Raw genomic sequence first — 17,591 nt, 5'->3', positions numbered from 1 at the left:
AGAGATGATAACTTCCAAAGGTGGATGTTAACATGTTTAACAGAAACCGCAACCTTGAATTCTCGCATAAGTCCTCGCTCATATCGCTTAGGTAGAAATATCCGATTTCTTAATTGAAAGGTGTTTCATCTGTGTCCGTACTGCCACCAGTGACACAGTGAACCGTATCCTCGTCCTGTTTCAAATGAATTTTTTATGGCCCCTTCCACGTATTCCTTTGCCATGCGAACCGCCTCTATTTCACCGTGGCCCCTGATCATGTATGAAACTATGGCTGAAGAAAGAGTGTCTCCAGTTCCATGGGTGTTCTTTGTTTCAATCCTTGAACCCGGGAATTCATGGAAAGAACTTCCATCATACAGCACATCCAGAGGTGCTGATTGGAGGTGACCTCCTTTAACTAAGACGTGAGATCCTGTTTCCTCGTAGATCTTCTCTGCCGCAGAACGCATATCGTTTGAATCCTTTATGTTAATACCCGAAAGAATCTCAGCTTCTGGTATGTTTGGTGTGACCATGGTCGATATTGGCAGAAGCTTTTTCATGAGCGTCTCTATCGCATCCTCTTTCAGGAGCCTGGCGTTGCTCTTGGAAACCATCACAGGATCAACGACTATAATCGGTACGCTGAATTCAGAAAATTCCTTTGCCACTACCTCTATGATTTCAGATGAGAAGAGCATACCTGTTTTGGAACCGTCGACCCTTATGTCTTTGGCAACGGTCTCAAACTGCAGCTTTACAAAATCTGGCGGTACAGGCATTATTCCGGAAACCTCATATGAGTTCTGTGCTGTGAGCGCAACGATAACGGACATTCCAAATACGGAGAGCGAGTTGAAGGTTTTGAGATCCGCCTGAATCCCAGCGCCACCACCACTGTCTGAACCAGCTACGGTGAGTGCATGCAGTATCATATTTAGTTAAATACAGCATAACCTAAAAATGCATGTTTTTCATGTTCATGGTTATGCAATGGCTAAGCCCTATCTGAGCTGTCCCATGACGTGGGAGACGGCCTCTGGGCTCATGTTTGTAACCAATAGCGGAATATTTTCAATATCTGCAAGTTTTATGGCAAGATCATCCACGTTATCTGGCTGTATGTAAACTACGGCTGCCGGTTTCAGTGGATGCACTCGGATAGCTATCATTGGACTCCTTCCGAATTTTACGTCCGTGAAAAATATGGCTCGCTCCGATGACCAACCGTATAGTCTGCTGTATTCATAATAGGAAAAAGCAAGTATCGCCTTTACGCCATCCACTATCGTATATCCACGTATATCCCGGTCTATCGATACATGCGATACGTTTGTTCCATTTATGGCCCTTATCGCCTTCTCCAGTGGAACGTCCCTATCATAATCCTTTATATCGATAAGTGCCTCTGAAGGCACCCCACTCTTGTATTTCTTTATGATGTAGCCGCCTCTCCGCTCATCTATCGTTATCAGGGCGTCGACTATCTTCCTCACCGAGGCGATGCTCGGGAACTTTCTTCTTCCGGTTTCATAATCACTTATGACCGATGGAGACTGGTGAAGAAAATTGGAAAGCTCATGCTGGGATATCTTAAACTCTTCCCGCCATTTCCTGATCGTCTCAGCTGGAGAATCAGAAAGCGTTATTTCTCCTGCTATCTTCTCTCTTAGTTCAATATCCATGATCATGCTAACATCAGGTTGTATATAGAATTGCCGAATGTTGATTCGACATGAAACGTATAGGCTGGCAGTTCAATTATTACAATATCAATATGATTATTCTAAATAATGCTGATAGATGATATTTGTCTTGATGCTATATGCCTCATATATACCATAGCAAAAATTAAGATTGATAATAAATTAGGGGCACAATGGAAATAGATATCAATTATTTCAGACAGCTCGATATAAGGGCCGTTAAGGTTGTTTCTGCTGAAAAGGTGGAAAAATCCAGAAGCCTGCTTCGGCTGATCGTCGATCTTGGGGGAGAGCAAAAGCAGATAATATCCAGCATAGCAGATTACTACAATCCATCAGATCTTGTTGGTAAGACGATAATAATACTGAACAATTTAAAACCAGCAAAGTTCATGGGCCTTGAAAGTCAGGGTATGCTTCTGGCAGTGGATAACGAAGAAGGAGTGAAACTGCTGACAGTTGATGGCGAGGTAAAACCCGGATCGAAGGTATCCTGATGTCGTGGGCAGATAAATATAGACCCAGGAATATAGATGATCTGATACTTAATTCTGAAATAAGAAAGCAGATAATAGACTGGATAGAGTCCTGGAAAGAGGGCATACCGAAGAAGAGATCGCTGATACTCTATGGATCTCAGGGTACCGGCAAGACAACAACAGCCTATGCCATAGCGGGTACACTGGGTGTTCCCGTGGTGGAGATGAACGCATCTGATCAGAGAAACAGAGACAGCATGAAGAGTACCGCACTCATGGCCTCTCTCTACGGCGATCTTTTCGTGGACTCAGATAAGAGGCCATCAAAGGTGATTCTGATAGATGAAGCAGACAACATGTTCGAGAGAGGCGGCGATACCGGAGGCATATACGAACTTTCCAGAATAATAAAGAATTCAGCGAATCCGATCGTAATAACGATGAATGATATCTTTGAATTCAGAAAGAAGAACTATGCGTCTGATGTTGTATCGAATTCCCTTGTGATAGAGATGAAACAGTACGCCAGAAGACTCGATAGGAATTACAATGAATTCCGCAGAAACATAAAGGCAAGATTGCTGTTCATACTGAAGAATGAGGGATATACACTTCCAGATCAGGTTGTTGACAGAATAATAGATAGAAACATGCCTGACATACGTAGCATGATAAATGATCTCGAGGCTTCCGCTGTGTCCGGTACAAACATAAGTGATCAGAGTGCGAGGGATGTACCTGAGATAGTTTATTACATGGTAGATAAGGCCTTCAAGAGAAATTACGATGAAACACTTAGATCGATCTATGGATCTGATATCGATGATTCATATTATGTAAGCTGGATAGATGAAAATTTGCCGATGAAGACCGCGGATATGAACGATCTTGCATCTGCCTATGATCTGATATCTTATGCTGATCACATATTGTGGGCAATGGAAAGAAGGAGACATTATGAGCTGATGGCATTTCCAATGGAAATAGCTGGTGGGGTGGCATACTACATAGAGAACATGAGACATGAATACGTCAAATATCAAAGCCCGTCTTACATCAGCCAGATGTCGAGAACAAAGGAAAAGAGGCATAACATGACTTCTCTCGCACTTAAGCTTGGACTTCTGGTTCACATGAGCGCAGAGAGAACGATGGATTATCTCTGGTTCTATAGCCTGATCTATCAGAAGAATGATACGCTGAGAAATCTCATTAATGACAAACTGAATCTGAGCCAGGGTGAGGAGAGCATTCTTTCAGATCTCTCTTCCACTTCAAAGTAAGAATAAATATGAACAAATTCTAAATTTTTGATTGACCAATATTAATTTCGTATATGAAAGGATGACAATGATCGTCCATATCTTTTCAAAATCCAAGATGAAAATTTTTCAAAGACGTATACTGATTGTTACTATGGACAAAGACATGATCATGGTGGCCAGAATATTTTTGCCAGTTCAACTATGATCGCAACGGCTATACCCATATACACAACCAGCTTCGGATCAAGTGCAGGACCCTTTATCTCTTCCTCCTCAAAGTATCTAATAAGTCCAGCACCGGACTGAAAACCCTCAGTTTTCCTATCTGACGCCATCAGCGATCCTCCTCAAGATCAGAAATGAATATTTAACTCTATCGAATTATACGGCTTTATTTCTTAGCCTTCTTGATCTGATACAGGATCATCTTGTCGTAATCCACCGTATATCTTATCTTTTTGGATTTCAATATTTTCTCTATTTCTTCTGTTTTTTCCCTTACTTCATCGCTCACGACACCACGATAAAGTATCATTTCCTTCCTGTCGAGTGGAAAAACCAGCTTATACTTTGCATCGTCCTTGATATAACCCAGAGGCTTTTTGTTCTTATGCATCTCCTCCAAATTCAACTGAAGCATAACCTGATCGAACTGCTGATCTTCGGGGTTTTTCTTATTTTCAACAACCATAGAATAAATATCGGGAAAAGCCTTTTCTAGTTTGCTCCATTCGAATTTATCGTCAAAGATTATATGCCCACTCCAGGTCTTCATCTGACTAAGATATACTGATCTTGTACAAGAATTTTCAGATCGAGAATGGCACGGACACGAACTTATTTTTTCAATTTTTACATTATCATTACACAGGACTTATAGCCTCTTCTATGATGAATACTCTTATCCGATCTAATCCATCGTTTTATATTTTCAAAGATTCATATTGGGCATATCCATAAATTGCCATTGCGGATACTGTGAATAGACTTTCATTCGAACTAAATTCCAATCGTCTCTGCTGGCAGGCATTGGATTCATAATGCTGGAGGGTCTTCCTCTTGACATTGCGTATCCCCATTTGAAGCCTGCTAATGGTATGATCATCCTATATTCTTCAGTGTTTGATAGTGCCAGAGGACAAAGAAAGGTATATGCGTTCCATCTTATGATATGTGGATCATTCATGCTAGGTGCATCATAAAATTCTGGTTTATATCCATAATAACAGAATGGATTTGAGAATTCCTGGAATTGTTTTGCAATGTCAACTGAAAAATCGGTCTCACCACCGCCCACATCGTGCGATATTACTTGGAACCATCCAAACATGGCCTCATAGCCAGGGCCTTCAAATACAATATCTGAATGTATTACTGGAAATCCCTTGACCATATCATCGGTAAATCTCTTATCTATTGCAGAGAATCCTGAAGAGAGGACGCCATGATTCTTCTTAATCATAACTCTTAAACACCCAGCATATCTATGATATGTGAATTCGATCTTAATACCGTTCAATTTTCGTGATGACATAATATTATTATATCTCCTTCTTGGTTTCATTACTTTACTGCTTTCTCCTCTCAACGAATTATTTATGGGGCCGTCCGGATTTGAACCGGAGTCTCAGGCTCCCAAAGCCCGTAGGATACCAAGCTACCCCACGGCCCCCCAACGTCTGAATGATAAATGTATTAATAAATTTGAGCCTGGACAGATAATGAAGCATCTTATTATCACTGAAAAATTACGAAAGTCTATATATTACATTTAATATACTAACACATGACCGGATTAGACATATTACTGATCATAATAATTCTAATAGCGCTAATAATACTCCTTTCCGGAATTCATGTCCTCAAGGAGTGGGAAAGAGCCATAGTTTTGACCCTGGGCAGATATACAGGTATCAGGGGCCCAGGGATAATATTCATAACACCTATAGTCAGCAAAGGAATGTATGTTTCTACTCGTATTCAGCCTGTTCAGTTTAAGACGGAGGCAACCTTCACAAGGGATAATGTGCCAGTAAATGTGGATGCAATAATGTACTATCAGGTTGTCGACCCACAGAAGGCTGTGCTGAACATAGAGAACTATTCAGTTGGTACAAATTACGCTGCGCAGACCACTCTAAGGGAAGTCATAGGAAAGTCCATGTTCGATGAACTTCTGTCTGAGAGGGAAAAGATAGGGGAAACGGCCAGAGAGATCATAGATCAGAAGACGGAGGCCTGGGGAGTCAAGGTCGCATCTGTTGAGATCAGGGACGTACTTGTCCCATCGCAGCTTCAGGAGGCAATGTCCAGACAGGCTTCTGCCGAGAGGGAACGCAGATCAAGAGTTACGCTTGCTCAGGCTGAGGTTGAAGCAGCGCAGAAGATGGTTGAGGCTTCTCGCCAGTATGTGGAAAATCCTATAGGGCTTCAGTTGAGGTGGATGCAGATCATATACGAGGTTGGCCTCGAGGGTAAATCATCCATGATCATGGTGCCTTCGGAGGTTCCGGTTGCGGGTTCCACATTCTCGATGTTCGGCATCAACGATGTGCTGAAAAGCCGGACTCATATAACAGCCGGACAAGATCAAGAATCTCAGAAACAGTAAGGTTTGATGGTCTCTTATCTCCCATTCCAGGTGGATAAACATCAAAAATGTTCGATAATTTTTTCCTCTTCTTTGAGAACATCTCTATAAGAACACCGTCCAGAAAGTCCATTGGATATGGCTCTTCGTATTTTTTCTTTTCCAGTACAAGTATGGCAGAATCCACTTCCGGCTGCGGATTGAAATTTCTCTTGCTTACGTATCTCTTCAGTTCAATCCGGTATCTAACGTAAGCGTTGACATAGAGCCTTGACATGTCGTCCGGTAATGCTATCTTTTCAGCGAATTCCTTCTGAACCATTATCACTGATCTTCTAAAGTTGAATTCATAGAGCTTGAATATTATCGGTGAAGATATGCTGTATGGGATGTTGCCGATTATGTAGTCGTAGGATCCAGGGGCCATATCAAGAAAATCCATGTTTATCAGATTCAGATTGTTTGCCTTCAGAGCCTGCAGCTCGCCGTATATATAACGATCCTTCTCCACGGCCGTGACGTTGAATCCGCGTTCAACCAGAATCTTGGTCAGTACGCCATGACCTGGACCTATCTCAAGAACCGTTCCGGGTTCTCCAAGCAGATCAACCTCATAGCTGGCGATACGCCTGCTCTGCAGGAAGACCTGCCCCATCCTTTTGCTGTACCTCATTTTGCAACAAAGAGCTTGTATTTTTCGAATCTATCCTTCAGCTCATCGATGATCCTGTTCACGATCATCTTCTGTGGATTGTGGATGCTCTTCACCCTTTCTGTGAGATCGGCAAATGAAGTAAAAGGTTTCTTTTTTCTTTCTTCGAGTATTGCCCACATCGTCTTATTACCCAAACCAGGTAAAAGCTCAAGACTGTGAAGCCTCGCATTGATAGGCTCCGCCTTGTTGAAAAACTCTATGAACCTGCCTTCCTGCTTTGAGACAATATCTTCAAGTACATAAGGCAGTTCGCTTTGCGCTGCGCTCGTGAGGTCCTTATACATTATGCGCCTTCTGACGGAGAGTATCTTTTTCCTCATCTCAGGATTCTTGCCGATGTAAACCTTCTCGCCCACCGTTATGATCTCATTTGGTTTTGGGATCAGCTCCAGAAGTTTGAATTCCGTCTCACCTATGGCGAGAACAACGGGGCTGGATCTGTATGACCTGTCATCAGGTCTACCCTGAGGTAAATAATCCAAAACATATGCATACTCTTCCAAAAGATCACTCCCTTCAGAACCTTAGCTTCTTAAGGTAGTCGGTAAGGGCATTTAAATTTTCGTCGGTTATCATCACACCATAGGTCGACAGAATGGCGGTAAGTTCACCGGGAGTTTCCGGCTTCAGATCAAGAATCTTCACCAAAGCCTTCTCAGGTATATCCACTATAGATAAAATATCATCTTTGACCTTCTTGACCTCCTTCGGATCTATTCTGGCAAATTTTTCCGCATAGCTTAAATTTTCTTTTTCGAGATCCGTAAGTTCTTCCCTGTTCGATAAAAGGTCTATTACCTCAGGTATGCTAATGTATCTCTTCTCCATGATCATCCTTTAATCTTTTTGAGGTGAACTGGCGAAGCAATCACATATTTTGTAAGGCTGTCTACCTTCACCGCAACCTTGTAGCAATCACCCTGTTCTCCCTCAACAATACCAGTGTATCCTTGAAACCTGTGGTATGGCATACCAGAATGAACGGATGGCTCTATATCTATTGCTACGCGATCACCTGGTTCAAATTCCTGCATGAACCTACCGATCAGTGATCTTTTCCTTTCTTCTGCCGATTTTGTCAGCTTCCTTCGTGATCCGGATCTCGGACCATGCGACATCTTAACCATTAATATTCACCTCTGCAGATCTTTATGACATCCAACTCCTTGACATTCAGCGGCTCACCGTATATCTCGCTCAAAGACGGTCTTGTTCGCCCATCGTCCCCGCTTACGAGCTCCTTGATATACGTTCCGGCATCAGCCGAAATGACTATCTCCGCTTCGTTTCCAGATACTCCAACGAGATCTATGCGATCTATGCGTCTTGTCCTTATCAGATCAGATCTGCGCTGGGCAACTCTTAATGGTGTTCTCTGATAAATATTTTTTCCGTTGAGTTCGGCGCATGCCTTCCTGATCCTGTCTTCATCGATGGGACTGTCAGAAACGATAAGCGCATCATACACCTTTCTGTGTTTTTCAAGTTTTATTCTTGAAACTGTATCCCTGTCTGAGAATGAAAGATCAAATATTTCAACCCCTCTGTGGGACTCGTTCACTTCTCTGGCTACCTGATCCAGATCAAATTCCCTTCGCACTGGATTCTCCAGTTCAAGCACAAATTCTCTCCCGTTTCCAAGCATCCTGACATCTACATCCTCCCTTCCAGATCCGTGGAGATAATAATTTGTGCCTCCAGAATGACTGATCATGACGGAACCTATTATGCTCTCTACAGTATCGCCGTCTGGTCTGTGTATCCATCTTGTCTGTGGCATATCCCTCCTGAACTTCCTGTATTTTCCATATACGTAAATGCTTCTCAGCTTTATCTCCGCAAACAGATACTCTGCATTGACAAGGATAGAGAGATCAGGATCGTCCTGCCTGTATTCCCTGCCTGTCTTCATCGAGAAAAACTTCCCGAACTCCCTGTTGAATTCCTTCTTTATGCTTTCGCCAGACGATCCGAATTTCTTCTGCATTTCCTCTTCCATCATTATAGTATCTTCAGGGAATACCGATCCTACGAGAAAGGTGTTGAACTGTGCATCACCCACCTTTTTCATCACAAGACTGTAAATATCGTCAAATTTTTTAAAAATACCATGGCATAATGTACATTGATCCTCGTCACGGAAGGAAAAATCAGGATTTCCAAGTTCACAGCCAATCGCAAACTGCAGATAGCGACCTCTTTCCACGTTTGTCAGGCCATGCCCGTGGTAGGCGAAAATCCTACCAGCACATCTGCTGCAGATGTTATAGCTGGCCAGTTCCGCAAGATGGAACATGGTCTATCTTGCTTTTATCGTCTTTTCGATGCTGGGCCTCTCCTTTACGAAAACCCTGGATCCGCATTCACATTCGATCTCAGCCGATCCCATGGTTTTCTCCAGAGGCCTGCCGCATCTGACACATTTATACTCGGTCATCCCTCTACCACTTTTATCTCATAAGCCGGTGTATAGGATCCGCCAGCAAACTTGTAACCGCAGTGCCTGCACTGCCATATACCAGAGGCAACGCGTTTGACCCTCTTCTTCTTGCAGGAAGGGCAGGTGTAAACTGCAATCTTCTGTTTGTATATCTCGCTCCATTCCTTTCTAATCGTCACACCGTATCTTGGCCCGAATCTTCCTGCGACGCCTACCTTGACCGTTCTCTTTGACATGATCATCACCTGAAATATTTCTCCCTCAATTTTTTACCAACTTCGAGGGACATCTTGACAGCTTTTTTAACATCTTCGACAGTGAAAGCTCCTATTTCACCTTTTTGCATAGCCCTTATATGGTTATCCTCAGTCGTGGTAACAGTTATCCTGCCACCGCATATCTGGTCCTCTTCCAGGCTTGGATCGCAAACAAGCGTGTCACCTATCTTGACCATCGTGACTGATATGGGGGTATTCGAGACAGGCAGCTTAAAGTCCTCACCACCCTCCTTAGATGCTGGAACCACTGCATTGCGAAGAGCTGCCACCGCTGCGATCGTGCTCGCGTCTATAAGATTCCCATCATAGTCCAAGACATTTATGTCCAGAAAGACTATCCATACCTTCTTGCCCTCCTCTATCACCAACTTGTCCGGGCTTATCATCTTGCTTTCCCTTATTCCCCTGTCGACGACCCTTGATACTTCTATGGCCAGATCATTTGGCGGTCCGGCTTCAAAGCTTGGGAAGGCTATTGGCAGAAGCTCAACGTTCGTGGTGAGAACGCCCTGATCCGGTGTATCGGGGAATGGTTCTCCTGACTCTATCTTTACTCCAGCTACAACGCGTGTATTTCCCAGTGCCACATATGCAGATCCATTGGCTCTTGGTATATAATTCTCTATGATCGTCAGTTCTCTGAACTCATCCGGCAACCTTCCGTCGATCCTCTTGCCACCCTTCATGGTACTGAGTATGTAGTTCTTTCTTATCTCCGACAGGATTTCAGCTGATTCCTTAACCATAATCACTCACCTTCTCCAATATCCTGTATCTTATACTTGTTGAGCAGTGCCTCCCTCTGAAGCTGCGATATTCTCTTGGTTGCCTCGAATATCATGTCCATAGCCTGGTACAGTTCTTCCTCTGTGACATCCCCATCCATCTGCATAAGAACGATCTCCCCTGTCTTCGGCATTATGGCTATGGGTATATCAGCCTCTCCAAAGTTATCTTCTTCCTTTGAAAGATCCAGAACCATGTGACCGTCAACCTTTCCGGCTGTGCAGCCAACAACCATATCCCGCATTGGTACTCCGGCATCGGCAAGAGCCACCGTTGCAGCTGTGAGGCCTGCTATCCTTGTACCGGCATCTGCCTGGAGCACCTCGATGTATACGTCTATCTCGGCTCTTGGAAACTGTTCGATCATTATTGCAGAGCTGAGCGCCTCTGAGATCACCTTCGATATTTCCATAGTTCTCCTATCTGGGCCTGGCCTCTTCCTCTCGTCCACGGAAAAAGCCGCCATGTTATACCTCGCCTTGACTATGGCATGGTCTATATCCTGCGAGTGCTTCGGATAAGCCTCCTTTGGCCCGTATACACCAACCATTATCTTATTTCCTCCCCACTCTATGTAAGCAGATCCATCTGCCCTGTTGAGGACTCCAGCCTGTATCTTTATGGGACGCAGCTCGTTAAAGGATCTGCCGTCCAATCTCAGGTTATCTTCATTGATCAGCTTTATCTTGTTGGCTTCCATTCTTTTCACCTTTCAGTTCCTTCAAAAAACTCTCCACACGTGCAGTGAGACCCTCAGTGTGGGCCTCTCTTTCTATCATTTCTATTGCGGCTATGGCCATCGTCACGCCCTCTATGGGACCGTCGATCCATATGAGTCCATTCTGTCCGATTATTATTCGCGTGGCTGTGAGCTCCTTTACCATGTTCACCATGCCGCCACCTTTTCCTATGACTCTAGGCACGCGTGAGGCATGTATGAGAACCATGTGCCCACCTTCAAGTTTCTTCAGACCAGGCTCCTTGAGGGTAAGCCAGCTCTCCTTTATCTCGTTAACGCTCATTATCTTGGCATAGATGTAATCGCCCGAGTTCAGATATCTCTTGAGATCCCCTGAGGACATACGCCATGGCGTGTCGTTCATGTGAAGCATGGCAAAGTAGGGCGAATTTATGTCTACGGTCCATGTGGATGGGCCAACCTCTATAACCTTGCCTATTACCTTATCGCCCTTCCTGGGGATATACTGCCCCGAGAACGGCACGACGTCCACAAACTGTTCATTGACCTGAAGTGTTCCGAAATACTCGGAATAATACCTGTTGTCCTGCCCCCTGTATACTCCGTTTCTCATCTTTCCCTGTACATCGATCGGATCTCCGGGCAGCACTATTTTTTTAACGTCTCCCAATTAATACACCTTCTCTTTAGTTTTAGAACTCTATTGTAATTTTCATAATATACTTTCGTTTACTGTTTTATGATCTTTATCTGTACCTTGTCTCCCCCTCTCCGGGATAGATTCTCTATTATGTCACCCTGTATTCCAGCCGGGACCTCAAGTACGCCCATCCATGAACCGTCCTTGCCCCATTCCTCCTTGACTATGTAGCCGGATTTTGCAAGTTCTCCATACAGTTTGCCGTAGGCATCGCCTATAAGCCTGACAGCTATCTTTGCCTTTTCGAGCCTGATCGGGATGATGGGCATTATGGCTTTCAAAACACCCTGAACCTGTTCCTCAGCGGGTTTGAATGGATCTATCTTCACCTTTGCTTCATCCATCGCCTGTGATATTCTGTACGGTGTATGTGGTGTATTGGTCTGTGGATTTATGCCTTCACGCGCTATCAGGTTAACGATCTGTTTCCGACGCTCATCGTACATTTCTCTCCTCTGCTCGGTGGTCAGCTGTATCTGTCCCTTCTTGACTATTTCAATAGCCACCTGCGCTATATCAGTGGTCTTGAACGCCTCTTTAAGGGATTCTTCGCTTGCCTTTTCACCTTTTCTGACATCCTTGTATACTTCAGGGAACGCAAGATCGTTCTCTATGTCAATATTGCCCTTTCTGATACGTTCTATCGCATCTGGATCGACAAGAATCTCAAAATGGTACCCATGCGACTCAAGACGGGCTACGATGGCGTCTTCAACCTTAACCATGCTTGGTGAATTCCTTTAAAAATAAAAATATATCACATCAGAGGAATTTTTTAACCTCCTCCTGATCGTATATTCTGTATTTTGAACCGACCGTTATGGATGCTATTTCCGGCGCCTTCAGCTCCTCTCCCTCTTCCAGGGATGATTTCAGAGCCTTTATTCCCAGCGTTACAGCTTCCTTTTCACTGAGGTTTTCCTTGTATTCCCTCTCCAGATAGCTTACTACCGCATCCTTTCCTGCACCGATTGCGGTTGCCTTGTATTCGTTGATGGTGCCAGCAGGATCGCAGTCGAAAAGCCTTGGGCCTATCTGATCTATGCCGGCAAATATCAGTGATACGCCGTATGGTCTCACGCCGCCATACTGGGTATATTGCTGCATCTGATCTGCCACCCTCTTCACCAGGTTCTCTATATTCACGAGGGATCCGTATGTGACCTTCTCCTGCTGGGCGCTGATCCTCGCAAAATCAACCAATACTCTGGCATCGGCCACAAGCCCTGAAGTCACTGCGGCAACATAATCATCTATAAGCTGTATCTTCTCCAGGGAATTCTGCTCTATAAGTCTGCTTCTTATCTTCTTGTCTGATATCAGTATCACGCCGTTAGCGAATTTCATACCAAGTGCAGTGGAACCTTTCTTAACAGCCTCCCTTGCATACTCAACTTGAAACAGTCTGCCATCAGGTGAAAATACCGTAATTGCTCTATCGTAAGCCATTTGGCCCTGTTGCATATTATCTCCTCCAGCCACTATAATCAGACGAATAATAAAGATTTCTTTTATCATGAAATTCGAATAATTGAAATATGCTACTAAGTTATGAGTAATTACTCAAATATTTTTATATCTATCGGAAATCACATGTTGATGTTTGACGAACTCGACTCTCGTAGAATCACGCTGTTCCAGATAAAAAGCGTCATAGTTAGCGGGATAGGCATATTTTCTGATTCATACAATCTCTATGCCATATCGCTTATATACTATCTTGTGTCAGCATCGTTAAGGCTCAGCCCCATTCAGGCCTCCTTGATGACCTCTGCATCGTTCATCGGTGCTGCATTCGGTGCCTTCCTTTTTGGATATATTGCGGACAGGATCGGCAGGAAGCCCATGTACGGCATTGATCTTGCATTCATAGTCGCTGGTTCCTTTCTGCAGTTTTTCACCACCAACTTCTATGAACTTGTCATATTTCGATCAATACTGGGTTTTGGCATAGGCGGTGACTATGTGCTTTCTCCTGTGATAATGGCTGAAAACGCTGATACAAGGGATCGCGGCAAGCTCATGATAATGACTTTCCCCATAATGGCAGCTTTCGGAGCCATGCTGGTGGCTTTTGTTGATCAGATCTCGCTAATGTACATGCCACCTGATATGGTCTGGCACTTCGTCCTCGCCTTCGGCGGAGTTCCGGCACTTCTCGTCATTTATCTGAGAAGAAGGATCCCAGAAACGCCAAGATTTGAAGCCAGAGTCAGAGGAAATGGTGAAGAGATCGCGAGAATAGAAGCTGAAACAGGATCTTCAATAAAGGTTGATATAGACAGGAAGCCTTTTATGGCCAGGCTCCGCGCATCAATAATGCTTATAATAGTTTCCGCTGTTCTCTGGATACTCTACGACATGTATTCTACGACCTTCGCCATATATGGACCGATAACTATTGCGTACAATCTAGGCCTTACACCAATAACCTTCACATACTATGCTGAGATATTCGCAGGTATACCTGGTGCAATAATATCTGCACTGCTCATAGACCGCGTCGGAAGGAGAAAACTTATCGTAGTCGGTTATGCGGGCGTGTTCTTCTGGCTTCTCATGTATTCGCTCCTGCTCTCGAAGTCGTTCATATTTTCGGCTCTGGCATCGGACGTCACAACAACGGGCCTCATAGGAAAGGCTGCCATTCTCGGCTTCACCTTCTACATAATGAACTATCTGTTTTCAGCCACCGGTCCGGCATCCATAATAGGCGGTGCTATGGTGACTCCTGAGATAACACCAACAAAGGTTAGAACAACATCTCAGGGTATGACCGTTGGCCTCGATAGAACGGCAGACGCGATTGGCTTGACCGCCTTTCCAATACTTCTGACAAAATTCGGACTCTCTGCCATGGTTCTGGCGTATGCCATGATCGCCATACTCTCTATAATCATGATATTCATGATACCTGAAGCTGCCGGAAGAAGCCTTGAGGACGTATCAAGGGATCTTGATGCGTGATCCTCTGTATTTCGAAATCAGCATCAGAACCCAGAGATATTGGCAATCCCACGAGATCAGAAGCTGAAAAATTTCCATAAATTCTTTCATTTTTTCCATAAAAATAACCCTTGAGATGGCATAATCTCTTCGCTAATGTTCTGAACTTTTCTGTTCATATATTTGTAAGACCCGGAGGAACCTGATTATTATTTTTGAATATAATCGTATTCCTTAACGATCATACTTTCTAATATTTTCAAATGTTATGACGAACTGAGATATTTTGATAGATTTTGCACTTTACATGATCTTTATATGATGATTTGATGCAAGAGTTCAGCTACGATATAAAATCATCTAAATTTTAACGCACTATTGAATAAAGTGCTACGAAAGAGATTTAATTTCAGAGGTCCGAACAGCTAGAAACAGCTCTTTCAGAAGACACGGTTTATGTTGAAAAGCGGGTATAAGAAGAAGCTATAGTCGGAATAGCCATGACTGCTAACATATTATTCTAAGTTGTTGTATGTAGAGGACTTGGAATGCTCGTGGCTATAAAAAATATTCTTGATTTATGTTCTACGTGACGGGTTTCTATAAATTTATTTGACTTTTAAATCCAGAATTAGACTTATATGCCAGATATCGATATTTCGAGTATGAAGATTGCGGTTGCAGTTACAGACGCATACGTAGATAACCCGGAGAATGTGATCAGGTATACATCTATGAGGCTGATAGAAATGGTATAAAGATGGTTGAAAAATTTGAAAATCCAGGCAAGAAGGCCATTGCAGCTCCTGGCGTTGTCATGCTCAGAAATGCCATCGAAAGAGGATAAATGCCGTAATACTATCGGAAATTGAAAGGTCCGCGACAAATTACGCAAAAGGAAAGGCAAAGGTATACCTTGCAGGAGGCATAAAGGCTTATGAGGCCGTTAGAAAGGTCCTGAATGGAGAAATCAGGGAAACACTGGAGCCAACTCATGAAATGCATCACGGAACGGAACACGAGGGGATGCACGAATATCATTATTACAACCGCTAAATCTATGATCAGCGGACCATTTCACGTATTTATTTTTCAGTGTAGACGATGATAAAAATTCGAATATAACATATTAAAAGGCGGTGAATAACTTTATTTTTCATTCCACTGATCCTTGAACATTACAAAGTAAAGGATAGGATCAGCCATCGTTATTATGCCTCCAACAAGAGGTATGTAGGCATAAAGATCCGATAGCATGAAACCAGATATAAGCGGCCCAAATGCTGATGCGCTGTTTCTGTTGAGTGATGTTGCACCGTTGGTCGATGCCCTCTCCGTTTCGTGGACATTTGTCATCACGAATGACTGCCTTACCGGAACTGCGCCCATGGCGAAGGCGCCCCTTAGGACAAGCAGTCCCGCGGCAACGAGAAATATTGGTGAGAAGGCTACGGCTATGAGGGAGAGGGATGCAAACACCCTTGATATCACTATAATTTTCAGCCTTCCCACATATTTTGCCACCCTTGGCATAAGCAGAAGGGAAAGAACAACGGCAATATCTATGATACCGAAAAGAGTGCCTACGGTTGATGCCGATGAATGATAGCGAAATTCCAGCCAGACTGCCAGAACCGGAAGAATCATTCCAGATCCCAGCCCGCATGGTATCGTGGGGATGCTCAGGTTGGCAATATTTCTGTAAGAGATGCTTGGAAGGAATTTTTTGCTTCTCACTCCAAAATCCTTCATGAAAAAAGACGTGAAAAATGATGCAAATCCGAATGCGGCCGATACATAGAATAGATCGTAAATATAGAAGTGGAATGAAGATACGAGCGGAATGATAAAGGATCCTGCCATTGCAGCCATCATTTCTATTATGGCCGCGTATCCAAGTATTTTTGGCAGCTTTTTCTTTTCTATTTCCTCAGCTATCACCGCATTCTGTACTGCTCCGAATGGCCCGCCGGAACCTATCGGTCCTCCCGTCGATCCTGCCGTGAAGCTTCCTATGCCGGCAAATAAGGTTATCAGATACACGTTCCTTGTATACAGGAACAGGAGAGATACGACGGCAAATACGAGGTACAGGATCATGAGCACATACTTTCTGCCGTAATGGTCTGCAGCCATCCCCAGAATGAAGGTCATTACAGAATTAAGAAGCATAGCTGCAAACAGTACGGATCCGACGATGATCAGCGGATAATGGAGTACATAAAGCAGGTAAAGCGGCAGTATGACAATAAGATAGCCGTAGCTGAAACTGACCATTGCACGTGAAATTATTGAAATTGTGGTATTTTTATAAAGCATATACTAGAGAAGCACTTGGCAAAATAAGAATTGTTCTATCCTAATTTTCTTAATAACCTGCAAATGCCTTAATAATTTACCGTGCATTAACGATATAGTGCCATTGCACACCAGAAGATCGGTGAACTACTCTTTCGCTGAAGCTTTGGATCTTCATTTAATCGAAAGGACCTCTGCCTGTACGGATATATCCCATACAAGCCCGATGTAGCGATCTCCACAGGCGTAGATTCGGACTGCACCAGCCCTACTTTTATCAATCCTATTTTCTTTATGTTTTTTGATGCATTGAGATCCCTATCCATTATCAATCCACAGATATTGCAGTGGTATATCCTATCGGACAGTTTGAGATCATTTTTTATGTTACCGCATTTAGAACATATCTTAGATGATGGTTCGAACCTGCCTATTTCAATGATGCTCTTACCATATTTTATAGCCTTCCATTTCAATTTTTGCTTGAAAACATAGAAGGATACATCACCTATACTCTTCGCTATATGATGATTCTGCATCATCCCCTGAACATTCAGGTCTTCCATGATGATGGTATCGTATTGCTTGGCTATCGCAGTCGATACCTTATCAAGGAAGTCTTCCCTCATGTTTTTTAGCTTCCTGTATTTTCTCTGCAATTTCAATACCTGCTTCTTCCTATTATTTGATCCCTTTTGCTTTCTTG

23 protein-coding genes and 1 tRNA gene are annotated in these 17,591 nt (G+C 43.5%); 4 read left to right on the top strand and 20 right to left on the bottom strand.

Features of this window, described 5'->3' with window-relative positions:
- Positions 1-125: 125 nt before the first annotated feature.
- Complete coding sequence (gene thiD, locus Q0C15_RS01015) at positions 126-917, bottom strand: bifunctional hydroxymethylpyrimidine kinase/phosphomethylpyrimidine kinase (protein ID WP_297215078.1); 792 nt, start codon at positions 915-917, stop codon at positions 126-128.
- 69 nt (positions 918-986) lie between these two features.
- The gene (locus tag Q0C15_RS01010) at positions 987-1,667 is read right to left on the bottom strand and encodes a helix-turn-helix domain-containing protein (RefSeq protein WP_297215076.1); all 681 of its coding nucleotides are present in this window, start codon (positions 1,665-1,667) and stop codon (positions 987-989) included.
- Between the two features lie 194 nt (positions 1,668-1,861).
- On the opposite strand from Q0C15_RS01010, the gene metG reads away from it, so the two are divergent.
- Both metG and Q0C15_RS01000 read left to right on the top strand, forming a co-directional pair.
- Positions 1,862-2,185: a methionine--tRNA ligase subunit beta gene (gene metG / locus Q0C15_RS01005; protein ID WP_110642391.1), complete on the top strand. Its 324-nt coding sequence runs from the start codon at positions 1,862-1,864 to the stop codon at positions 2,183-2,185.
- Positions 2,185-3,450, top strand: a complete 1,266-nt coding sequence (locus tag Q0C15_RS01000) for a replication factor C large subunit (RefSeq protein ID WP_297215073.1) — start codon at positions 2,185-2,187, stop codon at positions 3,448-3,450. Before metG ends, Q0C15_RS01000 begins: the two co-directional genes overlap by 1 nt.
- Positions 3,451-3,599: 149 nt before the next feature.
- Here the strand turns inward: Q0C15_RS01000 and Q0C15_RS00995 are convergent, their stop codons facing one another.
- The 4 genes from Q0C15_RS00995 to Q0C15_RS00980 form a co-directional block, all read right to left on the bottom strand.
- Entirely contained in the window at positions 3,600-3,767 is a 168-nt protein-coding gene (locus Q0C15_RS00995; protein ID WP_110642395.1) for a preprotein translocase subunit Sec61beta, read from the bottom strand.
- 56 nt (positions 3,768-3,823) lie between these two features.
- Positions 3,824-4,207 carry a hypothetical protein gene (locus Q0C15_RS00990; RefSeq protein WP_110642397.1) on the bottom strand — a complete coding sequence of 128 codons (384 nt, stop codon included), beginning with the start codon at positions 4,205-4,207 and terminating at the stop codon, positions 3,824-3,826.
- A 156-nt stretch (positions 4,208-4,363) separates the two neighbouring features.
- Positions 4,364-4,996 (bottom strand): hypothetical protein, encoded by a 633-nt coding sequence (locus Q0C15_RS00985; protein ID WP_297215071.1) that lies wholly within the window; start codon positions 4,994-4,996, stop codon positions 4,364-4,366.
- Between the two features lie 35 nt (positions 4,997-5,031).
- A tRNA-Pro gene (locus tag Q0C15_RS00980) sits at positions 5,032-5,104 on the bottom strand.
- A 114-nt stretch (positions 5,105-5,218) separates the two neighbouring features.
- Between Q0C15_RS00980 and Q0C15_RS00975 the strand changes: the two genes are divergently transcribed.
- Positions 5,219-6,043 (top strand): SPFH domain-containing protein, encoded by an 825-nt coding sequence (locus Q0C15_RS00975; protein WP_297215069.1) that lies wholly within the window; start codon positions 5,219-5,221, stop codon positions 6,041-6,043.
- On the opposite strand, the gene Q0C15_RS00970 is transcribed toward Q0C15_RS00975, so the two are convergent.
- The 12 genes from Q0C15_RS00970 to psmA are packed head-to-tail and all read right to left on the bottom strand — an operon-like array spanning position 5,976 to position 13,105.
- A complete protein-coding gene (locus tag Q0C15_RS00970) occupies positions 5,976-6,695 on the bottom strand; it encodes an rRNA adenine dimethyltransferase family protein (protein ID WP_297215067.1) in 720 nt (239 codons plus the stop codon). The genes Q0C15_RS00975 and Q0C15_RS00970 overlap by 68 nt on opposite strands.
- A complete protein-coding gene (locus Q0C15_RS00965) occupies positions 6,692-7,240 on the bottom strand; it encodes a DUF655 domain-containing protein (protein WP_110642405.1) in 549 nt (182 codons plus the stop codon). Before Q0C15_RS00965 ends, Q0C15_RS00970 begins: the two co-directional genes overlap by 4 nt.
- Before the next feature lie 13 nt (positions 7,241-7,253).
- The gene (locus Q0C15_RS00960; RefSeq protein ID WP_297215064.1) at positions 7,254-7,565 is read right to left on the bottom strand and encodes a hypothetical protein; all 312 of its coding nucleotides are present in this window, start codon (positions 7,563-7,565) and stop codon (positions 7,254-7,256) included.
- 2 nt (positions 7,566-7,567) lie between these two features.
- A complete protein-coding gene (locus Q0C15_RS00955) occupies positions 7,568-7,864 on the bottom strand; it encodes a 50S ribosomal protein L21e (RefSeq protein WP_297215062.1) in 297 nt (98 codons plus the stop codon).
- Positions 7,864-9,033 carry a tRNA pseudouridine(54/55) synthase Pus10 gene (locus Q0C15_RS00950; RefSeq protein ID WP_297215060.1) on the bottom strand — a complete coding sequence of 390 codons (1,170 nt, stop codon included), beginning with the start codon at positions 9,031-9,033 and terminating at the stop codon, positions 7,864-7,866. The genes Q0C15_RS00955 and Q0C15_RS00950 overlap by 1 nt, the downstream gene beginning before the upstream one ends.
- Before the next feature lie 3 nt (positions 9,034-9,036).
- On the bottom strand, positions 9,037-9,174 hold the full coding sequence (locus Q0C15_RS00945; protein ID WP_010901701.1) for a DNA-directed RNA polymerase subunit P: 138 nt from the start codon (positions 9,172-9,174) through the stop codon (positions 9,037-9,039).
- On the bottom strand, positions 9,171-9,413 hold the full coding sequence (locus tag Q0C15_RS00940; protein ID WP_110642523.1) for a 50S ribosomal protein L37ae: 243 nt from the start codon (positions 9,411-9,413) through the stop codon (positions 9,171-9,173). Before Q0C15_RS00940 ends, Q0C15_RS00945 begins: the two co-directional genes overlap by 4 nt.
- Positions 9,414-9,418: 5 nt before the next feature.
- Entirely contained in the window at positions 9,419-10,201 is a 783-nt protein-coding gene (gene rrp42, locus Q0C15_RS00935) for an exosome complex protein Rrp42 (RefSeq protein WP_297215057.1), read from the bottom strand.
- 2 nt (positions 10,202-10,203) lie between these two features.
- The gene (rrp41, locus tag Q0C15_RS00930) at positions 10,204-10,941 is read right to left on the bottom strand and encodes an exosome complex exonuclease Rrp41 (RefSeq protein WP_367181929.1); all 738 of its coding nucleotides are present in this window, start codon (positions 10,939-10,941) and stop codon (positions 10,204-10,206) included.
- Complete coding sequence (gene rrp4, locus Q0C15_RS00925) at positions 10,910-11,611, bottom strand: exosome complex RNA-binding protein Rrp4 (RefSeq protein WP_110642417.1); 702 nt, start codon at positions 11,609-11,611, stop codon at positions 10,910-10,912. Before rrp4 ends, rrp41 begins: the two co-directional genes overlap by 32 nt.
- 59 nt (positions 11,612-11,670) lie before the next feature.
- A complete protein-coding gene (locus Q0C15_RS00920; RefSeq protein ID WP_110642419.1) occupies positions 11,671-12,366 on the bottom strand; it encodes a ribosome assembly factor SBDS in 696 nt (231 codons plus the stop codon).
- Between the two features lie 37 nt (positions 12,367-12,403).
- Positions 12,404-13,105, bottom strand: a complete 702-nt coding sequence (gene psmA, locus Q0C15_RS00915; RefSeq protein WP_110642525.1) for an archaeal proteasome endopeptidase complex subunit alpha — start codon at positions 13,103-13,105, stop codon at positions 12,404-12,406.
- 135 nt (positions 13,106-13,240) lie between these two features.
- On the opposite strand from psmA, the gene Q0C15_RS00910 reads away from it, so the two are divergent.
- Entirely contained in the window at positions 13,241-14,608 is a 1,368-nt protein-coding gene (locus tag Q0C15_RS00910; protein ID WP_297215050.1) for an MFS transporter, read from the top strand.
- Between the two features lie 1,128 nt (positions 14,609-15,736).
- Here the strand turns inward: Q0C15_RS00910 and Q0C15_RS00905 are convergent.
- Together Q0C15_RS00905 and Q0C15_RS00900 are read right to left on the bottom strand one after the other, a co-directional pair.
- Entirely contained in the window at positions 15,737-16,864 is a 1,128-nt protein-coding gene (locus Q0C15_RS00905; RefSeq protein WP_297215048.1) for an MFS transporter, read from the bottom strand.
- 128 nt (positions 16,865-16,992) lie between these two features.
- A partial coding sequence (locus tag Q0C15_RS00900) for a transposase (RefSeq protein ID WP_297215046.1) occupies positions 16,993-17,591 on the bottom strand: 599 nt, incomplete at its 5' end.

This window comes from Thermoplasma sp. (assembly GCF_023256435.1).
Taxonomy (GTDB): domain Archaea; phylum Thermoplasmatota; class Thermoplasmata; order Thermoplasmatales; family Thermoplasmataceae; genus Thermoplasma.
The sequence above is the reverse complement of the archived record's forward strand: the minus strand, read 5'-3'. Positions and strand labels throughout refer to the sequence as shown.

Excerpts from the sequence above, each read along its gene's own strand:
- thiD (WP_297215078.1), bottom strand. The coding sequence starts at position 917 with ATGATACTGCATGCACTCACCGTAGCTGGTTCAGACAGTGGTGGTGGC.
- Q0C15_RS01010 (WP_297215076.1), bottom strand. The coding sequence starts at position 1,667 with ATGGATATTGAACTAAGAGAGAAGATAGCAGGAGAAATAACGCTTTCT.
- metG (WP_110642391.1), top strand. The coding sequence starts at position 1,862 with ATGGAAATAGATATCAATTATTTCAGACAGCTCGATATAAGGGCCGTT.
- Q0C15_RS01000 (WP_297215073.1), top strand. The coding sequence starts at position 2,185 with ATGTCGTGGGCAGATAAATATAGACCCAGGAATATAGATGATCTGATA.
- Q0C15_RS00995 (WP_110642395.1), bottom strand. The coding sequence starts at position 3,767 with ATGGCGTCAGATAGGAAAACTGAGGGTTTTCAGTCCGGTGCTGGACTT.
- Q0C15_RS00990 (WP_110642397.1), bottom strand. The coding sequence starts at position 4,207 with ATGAAGACCTGGAGTGGGCATATAATCTTTGACGATAAATTCGAATGG.
- Q0C15_RS00985 (WP_297215071.1), bottom strand. The coding sequence starts at position 4,996 with ATGAAACCAAGAAGGAGATATAATAATATTATGTCATCACGAAAATTG.
- Q0C15_RS00975 (WP_297215069.1), top strand. The coding sequence starts at position 5,219 with ATGACCGGATTAGACATATTACTGATCATAATAATTCTAATAGCGCTA.
- Q0C15_RS00970 (WP_297215067.1), bottom strand. The coding sequence starts at position 6,695 with ATGAGGTACAGCAAAAGGATGGGGCAGGTCTTCCTGCAGAGCAGGCGT.
- Q0C15_RS00960 (WP_297215064.1), bottom strand. The coding sequence starts at position 7,565 with ATGGAGAAGAGATACATTAGCATACCTGAGGTAATAGACCTTTTATCG.
- Q0C15_RS00955 (WP_297215062.1), bottom strand. The coding sequence starts at position 7,864 with ATGGTTAAGATGTCGCATGGTCCGAGATCCGGATCACGAAGGAAGCTG.
- Q0C15_RS00950 (WP_297215060.1), bottom strand. The coding sequence starts at position 9,033 with ATGTTCCATCTTGCGGAACTGGCCAGCTATAACATCTGCAGCAGATGT.
- Q0C15_RS00945 (WP_010901701.1), bottom strand. The coding sequence starts at position 9,174 with ATGACCGAGTATAAATGTGTCAGATGCGGCAGGCCTCTGGAGAAAACC.
- Q0C15_RS00940 (WP_110642523.1), bottom strand. The coding sequence starts at position 9,413 with ATGTCAAAGAGAACGGTCAAGGTAGGCGTCGCAGGAAGATTCGGGCCA.
- rrp42 (WP_297215057.1), bottom strand. The coding sequence starts at position 10,201 with ATGGTTAAGGAATCAGCTGAAATCCTGTCGGAGATAAGAAAGAACTAC.
- rrp41 (WP_367181929.1), bottom strand. The coding sequence starts at position 10,941 with ATGGAAGCCAACAAGATAAAGCTGATCAATGAAGATAACCTGAGATTG.
- Q0C15_RS00920 (WP_110642419.1), bottom strand. The coding sequence starts at position 12,366 with ATGGTTAAGGTTGAAGACGCCATCGTAGCCCGTCTTGAGTCGCATGGG.
- psmA (WP_110642525.1), bottom strand. The coding sequence starts at position 13,105 with ATGCAACAGGGCCAAATGGCTTACGATAGAGCAATTACGGTATTTTCA.
- Q0C15_RS00910 (WP_297215050.1), top strand. The coding sequence starts at position 13,241 with ATGTTTGACGAACTCGACTCTCGTAGAATCACGCTGTTCCAGATAAAA.
- Q0C15_RS00905 (WP_297215048.1), bottom strand. The coding sequence starts at position 16,864 with ATGGTCAGTTTCAGCTACGGCTATCTTATTGTCATACTGCCGCTTTAC.